The organism is Curtobacterium sp. NPDC089689 (assembly GCF_044749145.1).
Classification (GTDB): domain Bacteria; phylum Actinomycetota; class Actinomycetes; order Actinomycetales; family Microbacteriaceae; genus Curtobacterium.
The window spans coordinates 67,818-80,684 of sequence record NZ_JBIVHJ010000005.1; the positions used below are offsets into that span (position 1 = coordinate 67,818).

The following is a 12,867-nucleotide window of genomic DNA, read 5'->3' on the forward strand; positions in this document are numbered from 1 at the left end:
ACGGAGCACGCGTGGGTGAGCACGCACGAGTGCGACGTTGCGCGCGTCGATCGACACGTGCACCGTCGTACTCGCGGCGCGGAACCCGATGCGGGCGCATGCTCCGACGAACCACGCGTCGATCGACACGTGGTTCGTCGGAATGCGCACGTTCGGCGATCCTGCGGCGCCGCCGGCCCCGGCCCCCGCGGCCCCGGCCCCTGCCGGCCCCCGCCGGCCCCGCGCTACCCGAGCAGCTCGGGCCGCTCCCACTCCTCATCGAGGACGTGCTGCGCGAGGAACGCGAACACCGTCTCGTACCAGACCTTCGCGTGCTGCGGCTGCAGCACCCAGTGGTTCTCGTCCGGGAAGTACAGGAACCGGTGGGGCATCGTGCCGTCCTCCGCCGCGTGGTGCTCCGCGAGCTCCGACCACAGCCGCAGCCCCTCGCCGATCGGCACCCGGTAGTCCTTGTCGCCGTGGATCACGAGCATCGGCGACGTGATGTCGGCGACGAACCGGTGTGGGTCGTTCTCGCGCATGCCCTCGGCGTCGAAGATCGACTGCCAGTACTGGGACATGTCCGTGGTGCCGTTGAACTGCTCGAGCGCCCAGAGGCTCGCGTGCGTCACGATCGCGCGGAAGCGGTCCGTGTGCCCGGCGACCCAGTTCGCCATGTACCCGCCGAACGACCCGCCCATCGCCGCGGTCCGGGTCTCGTCGATGTCGTCGCGTGCCTCGACCGCGTCGGTGATCGCCATGAGGTCGGTGTACGGCGCCTGCCCCCACGCGTTCCACCCGCGGTTCACGAAGTCGAGCCCGTACCCGGTCGACAGCGCCGGGTCGGGCAGGAGCACCGCGTAGCCGCGCGCGGCCAGGAGCTGCGGGCTCCACCGCCACGACCACTGGTTCCACGAGTTCAGCGGTCCGCCGTGGATCCAGAGGAGCAGCGGGTGCGGGCCGTCGCACTCCGGCAGGACGAGCCACCCACGGACGCGCGTGCCGTCCGCCGCGGTGGTCTCGACGTCCTCGATGGTGCTGGGGACCGCGGGGAGCGGCGCGGGGGTCGCGAGGACGGTCACGGAGCCGTCGGCGGCGATCCGGACCGGGTGCAGCGGCGCTTGCCAGGAGGCACGGAGCGCCACGACCTCGCCGGTCGCCTCCGCCACGCGCAGGTTCGAGTACGCCCAGTCGTCGTGGGTCAGCTGTTCGACCGGGCCGCCGTCGAGCGGGATCCGGAACACGGGTGCCCGGCCGTCCTGGTCGGCGGTGGCGAGGAGCGCACCGTCACCGTGCTCGAACACGAGTTCACTCGGCCAGCGGTCCCAGTCGGCTGCGATCCGTCGGGCTCCGGCGACGTCGACCGTGCCGTCCGCGGCGATCCCGGCGGTCCAGACCTCCTGCTCGTGCGCACCGGCCGGCGTCGAACGCTCCGTGCGGACCCACGCGACCGTGCGGCCGTCGTGGCTGATGCGGGGCATCTCGTGGTCGACGTCCGGCTCGTCGAAGACCACGGTGCGGCTGCCCGTGGCGACGTCGACGGTGACGAGGACGGACCGGAAGCCCCGGGCCTCCTGCACGCCGACGGCCGCGACGAGCGTCCGGCCGTCCGGGGTCAGCGCACCGTCGACGTGGTCGAGCGTCCGGGCCGGCGTCGGGGTGAGGTCGACCGGGAGCGGCAGGTGTGCCGGGTAGTCGGGGGCGTCCTCGCCGGGAGCCGGACGATCGGCGTCGTCACGCTCGCGCAGACCGCCGAGGTCGAGCGCGAGCACGTGGGACTCGTCCGGCCCGAGGTCGTGGTCCCAGAAGCGCACCGGGTAGGTCTCGTGCAGGATCGCCCCGACCTTCAGGTCCTTCCGCCGCCTCCGCAGTGCGGCGTCGGTTGCGAGGAACGACGCGGGAGCGTCGGTCGTGGCCTGCGCACCCGGGAGGAGGGATGCGGTGAGGGCGACCACGTCGGCACCGGCGGCTGTCGCGAGGACGCCACCCACGCCTCCCGGCAGGGCGGTGACCGGACGGGCCTCGCCACCCGCCGCGGGGAGCAGCCAGAGCTGAGCCGCGTCGTCGGAGCCGGACTCGTCGGGCCGGCCGGACACGAAGAGGACGTCGCCGGCGCGCGTGACCGCGATGCCGCCCTCGCCCTTCGCGGACCGGGTCAGCCGGACGGGCGTGCCGGCGCCGTCGGCGGGGACGCTCCAGACCGAGCGGCGGTACCCGGTGCGCTCGTCGTCGAGGGCGCTGACGGTGAGGACCACCCGCGAACCGTCCGGAGCGACCGCGATGCCGTCGACTCGTGGGAGGGCGGTGAAGTGGTCCAGGTCGGAGAACGGCGTCGTCATGACCCCACGCTAGCCACGTCCGGCGACACCGCGTGGACCTACGCCCAGAACGCGGCGATCTGCTCCGCGACGGTCGAGCCCTGACGGTGCCCCTGCTCGGCCGACGGCGCCTGTGTGGACAGCGCGAGTGAATTCGTGCCGAAGGCGTGCTGCGAGGCGCTGTCCGCAACGACGGTCTCGACCGAGCTGCCGCCGGCCCGGAGACTCTCGACCGCGACGTCGAGCCACGGCCCGAGCGGCGACGGACCCTCGGGTCCGCAGGCGATGACGAGCACGCGCTCGTACCCGGCGGCGACGTCGGCGTTCGTGGCCGACCGCAGCCCGCCGTCGATGTGGGGGACCCCGTCGATCGACACCGGTGTCCAGACGAACGGTACCGAGCAGCTCGCCGCGACCGCGCGGGCGAGCGGCACGCCTGAGTCGGCGGTGAGCACCCGGAACGTGCCGTCGGTGGCGTCGATTGTCGTCACTCCGAGCGGCTTCGACGGCCACCCGGAGCCGGGGATGGTCTGCTCGAAGGTCGCGATGCGTTCCTCGTCGGTCTGGCCGCCGACGGACTGCTGCGCCACCACGCCGAGTCGAGCACGGGCGTCCTGGTCGTCACGTGCGCCCGCGAGGACCTGCTCGAGGCGGGTCTGGTAGTCCTCCGACGCGATGACCGGAGGCTCCTCGTAGGTGGAGGGCAGCGGTGCGTGCTGCTGCGCGTACGCATCGGCGACTGCTCCGGCGCGCACGAACGTCCCGACGACGCTGCCGGCGCTCGACCCGACCACGAGGTCTGCGGCGTCGAGGTCGACCCCGGCTTCCTGCAGGGCGGTGAGCACCCCGAGCTCCCAGGCGATGCCGGCGACGCCGCCGCCTCCGAGGACGAGAGCGCGGGTGCCGGGGACGGGTGTCGAGACGTCGGTCATGGGTCATGCTTACCAACCGCGCCTGCCCTGACGGGCCGCGGCGCGCGGCCTGTGGACGCTGGACCGCTCAGGTCCGCGTGTGCAGGAGAGGCGGGGAGGGACGGACGGGAGGCCCGTGGCGGCGTCGCCACGGGCCTCCCGTCCGCTCGTCGGGAACGTCGGTCAGACGCCCGCCGTGCTCCGGATCCAGCTGGCGCTCTGCGTCAGCACCGCGTAGTTCGACCCTGCGTGGGTGTTCGCACCCGGGTCGGCCACGTCGCCCGTGGAGCAGACGCCCACGACCTTGCCGTTCACGAGCAGCGGGCCGCCCGAGTCGCCGTGGTTCGAGGCTCCGGAGACGCCCGTGACGTGCTGCGCGGTGCCGTTGTACGCGTCGATCGAGCGGCCGGTCAGGTTGACCGACGCCTGGTAGAGCCCGGTGCTCGGAACGCTGTTCGCGCGGTTGCCGTAGCCCATGATCGTGCCCGTGCCCGAGGACTTCGTCGCGTACCCGAGGTCGAGCTGGGCGTAGGACGACAGCGTCTTCGCCGTGCGGAGGTGGACGAGTGCGATGTCGCCGGACGGTGCCGAGTAGAGGGCGTCCGCCGCGGTGGCGGTCCCGCGGTTCGTCGTGCTGTTGGAGTGGTAGACGTTCATCGCCGTGGTGCCGTCCACGCAGTGGTTGGCGGTGAGCACCCACGAGGCGTTGATCTGCTCGCCGGTGCACCCGTACGTGCCGGACCCGCCCTGCTGGAAGACGAGCTGCACCTCCCACGGGGTGCTCGGTGCCTGCTCGCCGCCGATGACCTGCGGGGAGACGGTGGCGGCGTTCGCCGCGGAGGCTCCGAAGGTGCCGCCGAGGAGGACGATGGCGGCGGTCGCGAGGAGCGCCGTTGCTCTGGTCTTGAGTCGCTGCTGCATGGGGATGATGTTCTTCCCACCCTCGTTCGGGGGGCAAGTCGGCGTTGCAGGGGACAACACTCGTACCCTCGTGCCGCGCCCTGTGGACAACCCTGCCGACGTCGGTGGCGTGTCCTACCGTCGTCGTCATGACAGGGGAGCGAAGCATGGTCGACCGACGGCGGCGCCGCGCCGGTGCGGTCGTCTGGCCGATCGTCGTGGCGACCGCGCCCACCGCTGCGTTCCAGCTGCCGAACCTCGTCGCGGGGCCCGGGCTGAAGGTCTCGCTCGTCGTGTTCGGCCTCGTGGTGCTCCTCGCCGCGGTCGTCGTGCAGGTCGTCCGCGCGCGCCGGGCCGCCGCCTCGGTGGCCGCGGCCGCCGCCGTCGCCCGGTCCACCGAGCTCGAGCAGGGCACCGCCGTCCGGTACGCGTTCGGCCAGCTCGCCTCGAGGCTCACACGATTCGCGGAGCTCCGGCGGTACGAGCGTCGGCAGGAACTCCCGGGCTTCGCGGACCGGATCGCCGTCGCGTTGGCGTTCTACCTCCTGCCGGGCGTCCCCGACGTCCGAGCGAACGTGTACCAGCTGTCGGCGGACCTCCGGGCGCTCGAGCCGATCGGGCACGGGGGAGCGGAGGACACCGCCGGGGTGTTCCGGGCAGGCACGCCCTACGGCGACCGCAACCTCGACTGGGTGCTGGTCGGGGGCGGTCCACGTGTCGTCGGGGACCGCACCGCCGACGTCGACGCCGACGAGGACCTGCCCGGGTTCGAGCCCCGCTACCGCTCGTACGTGTCGGTCGTGATCCGCTCCGAGGAGTACTCGTTCGGCATGCTCACCGTGGACTCGCCCGCTCCGGACGCGTTCACGGACCTCGACGCCAAGTACGTCGCCCTGATGGCCTCGTTCATGGCCGTCGCGTTCTCGCTCGCGTCCCCGTTCCCGGACCGGGACCGCAACCACCGGAAAGGCCCGTGATGCGCACACGATTTGTCGGACGCTCGACGTACGATCCACGCATGACCATCGTGACCCCCGAACCGAAGCCCTTCGGTCGCTCCCGGGTGTACACCCCGAACTGGACCGACGACACCACCGACGCCGACTACGAGGACCGCGCCGTCATCGCCGCGAACATCGAGCGTGAGCGGGTCGCTGCCCGTCGTCGCTTCGAGGCACGGCTCGCCGCCGCGCTCGCCCGCTGACCCCACAGTCACCGACCGACGGAGCGCTGCGACCACCGGATCACCGGCGGTCGCGGCGCTCTGTCGTCCTCGGCGCTCCGTCGTCCTGGCCGCTCCGTCGTGCGCGCCACTCCATCGTCGTCCGCGCAGGGAGCGGCCTCACTCCCCGTTCACGTCGATGAGCACCTTGCCGACGGCGTCGCCCTCGACGGCGTCGTGCGCCGCCGCGGTCTCCTCGAGCGGGAACCGGGTCAGCGGGAGGCCGGCGCCCTCACCCACCGGCAGGACGCCGTCGTGCAGCGCCGCGGTGACGTCCTCGGCGGCCGCCGCGAGGGCCTCGTCGCCGATCGTGTAGAGCAGCAGGAACTGGTAGCGCGCGTTCACGCCCATGTTCGGCCGGATCGGCAGTGTCGCCTCGTCACCGCCGTTGTTCGCGTAGATCGACACGACACCGTGGTTCGCGAGCACCTCGGCGACGAGCCGCGCGTTCTGCGGGATCGACACCTCCACGACGATGTCGACGCCGTCCGGAGCGACGCGCCGGATCTGGTCGGCAGCGTCCTCGTCGCGGTAGTTCACCGTGTGGTGCGCCCCGGCAGCGGTCGCGAGCGCGGCCTTCTCGTCGGAGCTGATCGTCGACACCACGGTCGCGCCCGCCCAGCGTGCGAGCTGGATGGCGGCGTGACCGACAGCACCGGCGCCGCCCGCCACCAGGACGGTCCTGCCGTCCAGCGCCCCGGGAGCGAGCCGGTCCGGACCGTGCTCGTGCGTGGTGAGTGCGCGGTGCGCGGTCATCGCCGGGACGCCGAGCGACGCGCCGACGTCGTGGCCGGTGCCGTCGGGCAGCGGCACGGCTCGCTCGGCGGGGACGACGGTGTACTCCTGCGCGGTGCCGGTCGGGCGACCGGAGGCGGCCATGAACAGCCAGACGCGGTCGCCGACCGCCAGGTGCCCGACGCCCTCGCCGACCGCGTCGACGACGCCCGATCCGTCCTGGTTCGGCGTGATCTCGGGGAACGGCAGACCGTCGCCGTAGGTGCCGCCGGCGCGGGCCTTCCAGTCGGTCGGGTTGACCCCGGAGACGACGACACGGACGCGCACTTCGCCGGGGCCGGGCTCCGGGAGCGGACGCTCCTCGAGGGTCAGGACGGACGAGTCACCGGGCTTCGAGTAGACGACAGATCGCATGCCACCAGGCAACCACCAGGCCCGGGCGGCGATTCCAGCCGACGTGGAGCGCGGCTCAACCGCGTCGCGCGTCGTACGTCTCGCGCGACCCTGCCACGTCGTCCATGTGGTCCGTGGCCCAGCGTTCGAGCGGCTCGAGCACGGCGCGGAGGGACCGTCCACGCTCGGTGAGCTCGTACTCGACCCGTGGCGGGATCTCGGGGAAGACTGTCCGGGTGACGAGCCCGTCCCGCTCGAGGGCGCGGAGCGTCTGCGTGAGCATCTTCTGCGAGACGCCCTGGACCCGGTTCGCGATCGCCGAGTACCGCTGCGGGCCGTCGACGAGCGAGCCGATCGTGAGGACGCTCCACCGGTCGCCGATGCGGTCGAGGAGTTGACGCGACGGACAGTCCGCCGCGTAGGGGGTGTACTCGAGAGCGGACACGCTGGCCTCCGTTACGCACCATGAGGTGCCTACTTACCGATGGAGAGTAACACCCGTACAGTGAGTCATGAAGGGCAACCGCTCCACGAAAGGACCGCCATGACCAGCATCGTCGTCTTCGGAGGCACCGGGTACGCCGGCTCCGCCATCACCCGCGAGGCGCTCTCGCGCGGCATCACCGTCACCGCCGTCGCGCGCGACACCTCGAAGCTCGAGCCGGCGGACGGCCTCACCCTCGCCCAGGGTGACGCGTTCGACACGGACTTCGTCGCCGAGGTCGCGAAGGGCGCCGACGTGGTCGTCGTCGCCCTCCACGCCGTGCAGGCCGACGGTTCGGAGCTCAAGGACCGCTTCCAGCACTTCGTCGACGCGGCCTCGGCTGCCGGCGCGCGCCTCGGGATCGTCGGCGGCGCCGGATCGCTGTTCGTCGCGGAGGGCGGCCCGCGCCTCTTCGACACCCCGGAGTTCCCGGACGCCTTCAAGGGTGAGGCCAAGAGCCACGCCGCGATCCTCGACGCACTCAAGGCGTCGGGCACCGAGGTCGACTGGTTCTACGTGAGCCCGGCGGCGGCCTTCGGTAGCTACAACCCCGGCGAGCGGACCGGCACCTACCGCACCACCGACGACGTGCTCCTCACCGACGCCGAGGGCAACTCGGACATCTCCGGCGAGGACTTCGCCATCGCGTTCGTCGACGAGATCGTCACGCCGGCGCACCACCGGGCGCGCTTCGGCGTCGCGTACTAGACGCGACCCGGTACCGGACTGGCGCGGCTCGCTCAGCGGTGACGCGCCAGCGTCACGCGGGCCGCGCCGACCGAGCCTGCGAGGGAGGGGCGGCGACTCCGCCACGGGCCTCCCGTCCGTCCCGCACCACGTCGGGTGCCGTCAGGTTGCGTTCGCACAACCAAAGTCGCGTCGCCCCCCGGGATGACGCGGGGGGCCGCGACGTTGGGGGGGCGGGGGCCACCAGCGCCGCGCCCCCGCCGCGGCCCCCGCCACCCCCGGGGCCCCCCCCCCCCCCGGAGCGCTGCCCCACGATCGCGGGCATCGGCAGGTGGTGGCGCATCCGCACCGCGAGGTGCAGCCCACCCCGCCGAGCGAGCACGAGCCCCACGACCGCCGCAGCCACCGCGGGGACGCCCCCGGCGACGACCATGCCGACGTGGGCACCGAAGTGGTCGACCACTTGGCCCATGATCGGTCCTCCGACGGCCTGGCCGCCGAGCAGCACGAGGACGTAGAGCGACATCACACGACCACGGATCGCGACGTTCGAGGACAGCTGCACGAGCGAGTTCGACGCCGTCATGAACAGCAGTTGTGACATCCCCACCGCGACGAGCGCGACCGTGAACGGGGCGATCACCGGTACGGCGCCGGTGGCGACGAGCAGTACTCCGGTCCAGAACACGCCGCCGACGATCGTGCGCAGCCGGACCGTGGCACGCCGGGTGGAGAGCAGCGCCCCGGCCAGCGCCCCGATCGCGACCGCGGAGTTGAACACGCCGTAGCCGCCGGCGCCGACGTCGTACACCTCGGACGCGAACGCCGACAGCAGGACGGGCATCGTCAGTGCGAACACCGAGAAGAACGCCATGAGCACGACGGGCACGAGGATGGTCGGCTTGCCCATCGCGTAGCGGAGCCCCTCGACCAGCTGTCCCTTCGTGCGCGGTGCCGGCGGGGTGCGGTGGAGCTCGGACACCCGGAGGAACCCGAGCGTCACGACGACCGCGGCGCACGCGACGGCGTTCACCCCGAACGACCACCCCGCTCCGACTGCCACGAGGAGCGCACCGGACAGCGCGGGGCCGATCATCCCGCCCAGCTGGAACACGCTCGAGTTGACGCTGATCGCGTTCCGGAGGTGCTGGTGCCCGACGATCTCGGTGACGAACACCTGCCGCGCCGGGTTGTCGATCACGGTCACCATGCCGACGACGAACGCGATCACCCAGATGTGCCACGCCTGCACGACCCCCGTCAGGGTGAGCACGGCGAGGACGAGCGACAGGACCGCGAACGCACCCTGGGTGAGCATCATCAGCGCACGCTTCGAGAACCGGTCGACGATGACGCCGCCGAACAGTCCGAAGAAGAGCATCGGGGCGAACTGGCACGCGACGGTGATGCCGACCTGCGCGACCGAGCCGGTGAGCTGCAGGACGAGCCAGTCCTGCGCGATCCGCTGCATCCACCCGGCGGTCATCGCCACGAGGTTCGTCGCGGTGAAGATCCGGAAGTTCGGCACCGACAGGGCGATGAGGGTGTGCCGCCAGGGTGGGCGCTCGGCGACGACGGGGAGGGGTTCGGTGGGCGGGGGGAGGGTCGTCGATGACGCACTCACGGCTGGGGGGTCTCCGGAGGTCGAGGCGGAACGGTCGGACGGTACCCACTCGAAACTAGTTGCCCGCAGGCCATTCGATCCCCGTATGGTTGCTATCACTCCATTGCGAAGTCGAATGAGGGGGTCCGTCGTGCTCGACCCGGTGCTGTTGCGGACGTTCCTCGCGGTCGCGGAGACGCGGAGCTTCACGGCCGCCGGGGTCCGCCTCGGCATCAGCCAGCCCACGGTCTCGCAGCACGTGCGACGGCTCGAGGGCGCGGTCGCCCGGACCCTCGTCGCGCGGGACACCCGGGGTGTGAGCCTCACCGACAACGGGGACGCGATGGCCGGCTTCGCCCGGACGATCCTCGCGGCGCACGCCACGGCGGACGCGTACTTCTCGGGGGCAGCCACCCGCGGCCGGCTCCGCTTCGGCGCGGCGGACGACCTCGCGATCACGCAGTTGCCGCGGATCCTGCGGGACTTCCGGCGACTCCACCCGCACGTGAACCTCGAGCTCACGGTGAACCAGTCCGCGCCGCTGCTCCGCCGGGTGCACGCGGGCCAGCTCGACCTCGTGTTCATCAAGCAGACCGCGGGGGAGTCGGCCGAGGGCACCCGCGTCGCGACGGACCAGATGGTGTGGATGGCGCAGGACGGCATCGCGCTCGAGGACGGCGAGCCCGTGCCGCTCATCGTCTACCAGGCGCCGAGCATCAGCCGGCAGATGGCGATCGACGCCCTCGAGGCCGCCGGCCGCACGTGGCGGATCACCTGCAACACCCGCGACGTGAACGGGGTGCTCGCGGCGGTCCGGGCGGGGATCGGGGTCGCGGTGTTCCCGCACTCGCTCATCCCGGCCGACCTCGTGAAGGTGTCGCAGCGCCTGGCGCTGCCCGACCTGCCCGCGGTGGACTACGTCCTCATCGCCAACCCGACGACGCAGCGCGAACCGGTCGACGCCCTGACGAACGCGATCCTGTCCCGCGGCGTGATCCGCGCGGTCTGAGCGACGGCGCGCGCGGCCCGACGGCGTCGCGCGGCCCGACGGCGCCGCGTGGCTGGACGGCGCCGCGTGGCTCGACGGCGCCGCGCGACTCGACGGCGCCGCGCGGCTCGACGGCGCCGCGCGGCTCGACAGCGCCGCGCGGCTCGACGGCGCCGCGCGACCGCTACGGCGCGACCGTCGGGACGGTCCCGGTCCCCGTGAGGTCGGGGAGCGTCGCCCCCGCGGTCGGCAGGAGCGCGGACGCCACCGCCCACAGCAGCACGAGGGTCCCGACGCCGCCGAGCACGGCACCGAGCAGTGCGACCGGGCGCTGCCACGTGGCCGACCGGTCCCGCAGGACGATCCCCGACAGCAGGAGGGCGAGCACCCCGAGCACGAGGCCGACGCCGTGCACGGTGCCCGGCGCGGTGAACCACCACGCAGCCAGCCCGAGGGTCGCGATGCCGGCGACGGCGCCGAGGACCGCCCCGGGCGTCGCACCGATCCGACGCGCACCGGCCCCGGCCGTCGCGTCCGACGTCACACCGGTCGGGGCTGCGCCGGCCTGGGGGAGCGGCTCGGTCGGGGCGGATTCGCGCACCACGGGCGCGGCGACGGTGGGGGACTCGTCGACCGTCCGCGCGTCGGTTCCGGTCCGGCTCGACGTGGACGGCGCGGGTCCGGTCGGCGCGGGCACGGACGACGCGGACGCGGCGGCCGGAGCGGGTGTGGTCGGCGCTGCCACGACCTGGTGCTGCGCGAAGCGTGCCGGGGTGCGGTAGCCGACGGGGCCGGTCGGGGCCGGTTCGCTGCCGGCCACGACGACGTGCTCGAGACCAGGAACCGAGAACCGCGGCTGGCCGACCACCGGGACGGCCGGTGCCGGAGGCGCTGCGGGAGCCGTGGCCGCGGGCGGGGTGAGCGGCGCGGCGTCGACGGGCGACACCGGCGCCGGCGTCGGACGCACGAGCTGGTCGAACGGGAGCGTGTGCACCGCGGGCGAGGTCGGTGCCGGCGGCAGGAGGTCCTCGTCCGGCGGGAAGTCCGGCACCACGACGCCGAGCGGCGAGTGCGCGGACCCGGCGTCACCGAGCGGTGCGCCGGGCATGTGCGGTGCGCCGGGCACGTCAGGTGCGCCGGGCACGTCAGGTGCACCGGGCGTGTCAGCGGTGGCGACGTGCTCCGGCCGGGCGACCGCGGAGCCGTGCTCCGGCCGGGCGACGGCGGCGATGACGGGCGCGGCCTCGGCGGCGGTCGTCGCGGTGGACCCGACCACGTGCTCGGTGGGGGCCGACACGGCGGAGGCGGGGCGTGCCTCCAGGGCGTCCTCCGGCACAGCGGTGACCCAGGCCGGGACCGGCCGTCGGGGCCGGTCCGAATCCGGCATGCGATGCGACGCCACTGCTGCTCCCTCCGCTGGTCTGATCCATCGTCAGTTCTATCGGGAGCCTCCGGCCCGGGCGCATCCCCAGTTCGGGGCCGCGGACGGCAGCCCGTCGGTACGGTCGGGGCATGACCGGAATCGAACACCGTCCGCTCGGGCCCTCGGGGCTCGTCGTGTCCACCGTCGGCCTCGGCTGCAACAACTTCGGCCGGCCGGGCACCGCCTCGGAGTCGCAGGAGGGGACGAACGCCGTCGTCGGTGCCGCCCTCGACGCCGGCGTCACCCTCTTCGACACTGCCGACGTCTACGGCGGACGACCCGGGCTCAGCGAGGAGATGCTCGGGAAGGCCGTCGCCGGGCGCCGCGACGAGATCGTGCTCGCGACGAAGTTCGGCCTCGACATGCAGGGCGTGAACGGGCCGGACTGGGGCGTGCGGGGCTCCCGGCGGTACGTGCGGCTCGCCGTGGAGTCGTCGCTCCGGCGCCTCGGGACGGACTGGATCGACCTCTACCAGATGCACCGCCCGGACCCGGTGACCCCGATCGAGGAGACGCTCTCGGTGCTCGACGACCTCGTCCGCGAGGGCAAGATCCGCTACGTCGGCCACTCGAACTTCGGGGGCTGGCAGATCGCCGAGGCCGAACTCACCGCCTCGATCGCCGGCACCACGCAGTTCGTGTCCGCGCAGAACGAGTACAGCCCGCTCGCCCGCAGCGTCGAGGACGAGGTGCTGCCGGCGGTCCGGGCCTACGCGCTCGGGTTCCTGCCGTACTTCCCGCTGTACAACGGCCTGCTCACGGGCAAGTACACGAAGGCGGGTGGCCCCGCGGACGGGCGGCTCAGCACGGCGAAGCCGCAGCTGCTCGCGGACGCGCCGTGGGACGTGCTCGACGAGTTCCAGCGGTTCTGCGACGCGCGCGGGGTGACGATGCTGCAGGGGACGTTCGCGTGGCTCCTGGCACAGCCCGGGCTGTCGAGCGTGATCGCGGGGGCGACGAAGCCGGAGCAGATCACGCAGAACGCGGAGGCCGGTACCGCGTGGGCGCCGTCCGAGGACGACGTGGCCGAGATGACGGTCATCTTCGACGGCGCGGCGGCAGGTCGCTGAGTCGCTCATCGCGACCCGCTGACGGACTGGAGGGGGGGGGGGGGGCCGCCCCCCCCCCCCCCCCCCGCCGCGGGGGGGGGGCGCCCCCCGGGGGGGGGCGGGGCGGGGCGGCGCGCGCCCCCGGCGCCCCCGCCGCCGCCCGCGGCCCCCCCTC

General features: G+C 73.4%; 12 protein-coding genes. 5 read left to right on the top strand and 7 right to left on the bottom strand.

The features are described 5' to 3' along the window. Positions 1 to 224 precede the first annotated feature (224 nt). From ACIPYW_RS16325 to ACIPYW_RS16335, 3 genes are all read right to left on the bottom strand, one after another. A complete protein-coding gene (locus ACIPYW_RS16325; RefSeq protein ID WP_400415394.1) occupies positions 225 to 2,318 on the bottom strand; it encodes an alpha/beta fold hydrolase in 2,094 nt (697 codons plus the stop codon). Positions 2,319 to 2,356: 38 nt separating this feature from the next. Then, complete coding sequence (locus ACIPYW_RS16330) at positions 2,357 to 3,229, bottom strand: patatin-like phospholipase family protein (RefSeq protein WP_400415396.1); 873 nt, start codon at positions 3,227 to 3,229, stop codon at positions 2,357 to 2,359. Positions 3,230 to 3,391: 162 nt separating this feature from the next. Continuing rightward, positions 3,392 to 4,129 carry a S1 family peptidase gene (locus ACIPYW_RS16335; RefSeq protein ID WP_400415398.1) on the bottom strand — a complete coding sequence of 246 codons (738 nt, stop codon included), beginning with the start codon at positions 4,127 to 4,129 and terminating at the stop codon, positions 3,392 to 3,394. A 128-nt stretch (positions 4,130 to 4,257) separates the two neighbouring features. On the opposite strand from ACIPYW_RS16335, the gene ACIPYW_RS16340 reads away from it, so the two are divergent. Beyond that, a complete protein-coding gene (locus ACIPYW_RS16340) occupies positions 4,258 to 5,085 on the top strand; it encodes a GAF domain-containing protein (protein ID WP_290132157.1) in 828 nt (275 codons plus the stop codon). A gap of 41 nt (positions 5,086 to 5,126) precedes the next feature. Then, on the top strand, positions 5,127 to 5,312 hold the full coding sequence (locus ACIPYW_RS16345) for a hypothetical protein (protein WP_290132156.1): 186 nt from the start codon (positions 5,127 to 5,129) through the stop codon (positions 5,310 to 5,312). Positions 5,313 to 5,450: 138 nt separating this feature from the next. Here ACIPYW_RS16345 and ACIPYW_RS16350 read toward each other — a convergent pair whose 3' ends face one another. Further along, positions 5,451 to 6,479 carry an NADPH:quinone reductase gene (locus ACIPYW_RS16350; RefSeq protein WP_400415402.1) on the bottom strand — a complete coding sequence of 343 codons (1,029 nt, stop codon included), beginning with the start codon at positions 6,477 to 6,479 and terminating at the stop codon, positions 5,451 to 5,453. A 55-nt stretch (positions 6,480 to 6,534) separates the two neighbouring features. Further along, a complete protein-coding gene (locus ACIPYW_RS16355) occupies positions 6,535 to 6,903 on the bottom strand; it encodes a helix-turn-helix domain-containing protein (protein WP_290132154.1) in 369 nt (122 codons plus the stop codon). 99 nt (positions 6,904 to 7,002) lie between these two features. Between ACIPYW_RS16355 and ACIPYW_RS16360 the strand changes: the two genes are divergently transcribed. Beyond that, on the top strand, positions 7,003 to 7,650 hold the full coding sequence (locus ACIPYW_RS16360) for an NAD(P)-dependent oxidoreductase (RefSeq protein WP_400415404.1): 648 nt from the start codon (positions 7,003 to 7,005) through the stop codon (positions 7,648 to 7,650). A gap of 52 nt (positions 7,651 to 7,702) precedes the next feature. Here ACIPYW_RS16360 and ACIPYW_RS16365 read toward each other — a convergent pair whose 3' ends face one another. Continuing rightward, complete coding sequence (locus tag ACIPYW_RS16365; RefSeq protein WP_400415407.1) at positions 7,703 to 9,253, bottom strand: MFS transporter; 1,551 nt, start codon at positions 9,251 to 9,253, stop codon at positions 7,703 to 7,705. A 130-nt stretch (positions 9,254 to 9,383) separates the two neighbouring features. On the opposite strand from ACIPYW_RS16365, the gene ACIPYW_RS16370 reads away from it, so the two are divergent. Next, positions 9,384 to 10,241, top strand: a complete 858-nt coding sequence (locus tag ACIPYW_RS16370) for a LysR substrate-binding domain-containing protein (protein WP_290134258.1) — start codon at positions 9,384 to 9,386, stop codon at positions 10,239 to 10,241. Between the two features lie 163 nt (positions 10,242 to 10,404). On the opposite strand, the gene ACIPYW_RS16375 is transcribed toward ACIPYW_RS16370, so the two are convergent. Next, positions 10,405 to 11,607, bottom strand: a complete 1,203-nt coding sequence (locus tag ACIPYW_RS16375) for a hypothetical protein (RefSeq protein ID WP_400415409.1) — start codon at positions 11,605 to 11,607, stop codon at positions 10,405 to 10,407. Between the two features lie 125 nt (positions 11,608 to 11,732). Between ACIPYW_RS16375 and ACIPYW_RS16380 the strand changes: the two genes are divergently transcribed. Continuing rightward, entirely contained in the window at positions 11,733 to 12,713 is a 981-nt protein-coding gene (locus ACIPYW_RS16380) for an aldo/keto reductase (protein WP_400415411.1), read from the top strand. Positions 12,714 to 12,867 lie beyond the last annotated feature (154 nt).

Coding starts and splice junctions, on each gene's coding strand:
- ACIPYW_RS16380 (WP_400415411.1), top strand. CDS start 11,733: ATGACCGGAATCGAACACCGTCCGCTCGGGCCCTCGGGGCTCGTCGTG.
- ACIPYW_RS16340 (WP_290132157.1), top strand. CDS start 4,258: ATGACAGGGGAGCGAAGCATGGTCGACCGACGGCGGCGCCGCGCCGGT.
- ACIPYW_RS16360 (WP_400415404.1), top strand. CDS start 7,003: ATGACCAGCATCGTCGTCTTCGGAGGCACCGGGTACGCCGGCTCCGCC.
- ACIPYW_RS16330 (WP_400415396.1), bottom strand. CDS start 3,229: ATGACCGACGTCTCGACACCCGTCCCCGGCACCCGCGCTCTCGTCCTC.
- ACIPYW_RS16345 (WP_290132156.1), top strand. CDS start 5,127: ATGACCATCGTGACCCCCGAACCGAAGCCCTTCGGTCGCTCCCGGGTG.
- ACIPYW_RS16325 (WP_400415394.1), bottom strand. CDS start 2,318: ATGACGACGCCGTTCTCCGACCTGGACCACTTCACCGCCCTCCCACGA.
- ACIPYW_RS16335 (WP_400415398.1), bottom strand. CDS start 4,129: ATGCAGCAGCGACTCAAGACCAGAGCAACGGCGCTCCTCGCGACCGCC.
- ACIPYW_RS16375 (WP_400415409.1), bottom strand. CDS start 11,607: ATGCCGGATTCGGACCGGCCCCGACGGCCGGTCCCGGCCTGGGTCACC.
- ACIPYW_RS16350 (WP_400415402.1), bottom strand. CDS start 6,479: ATGCGATCTGTCGTCTACTCGAAGCCCGGTGACTCGTCCGTCCTGACC.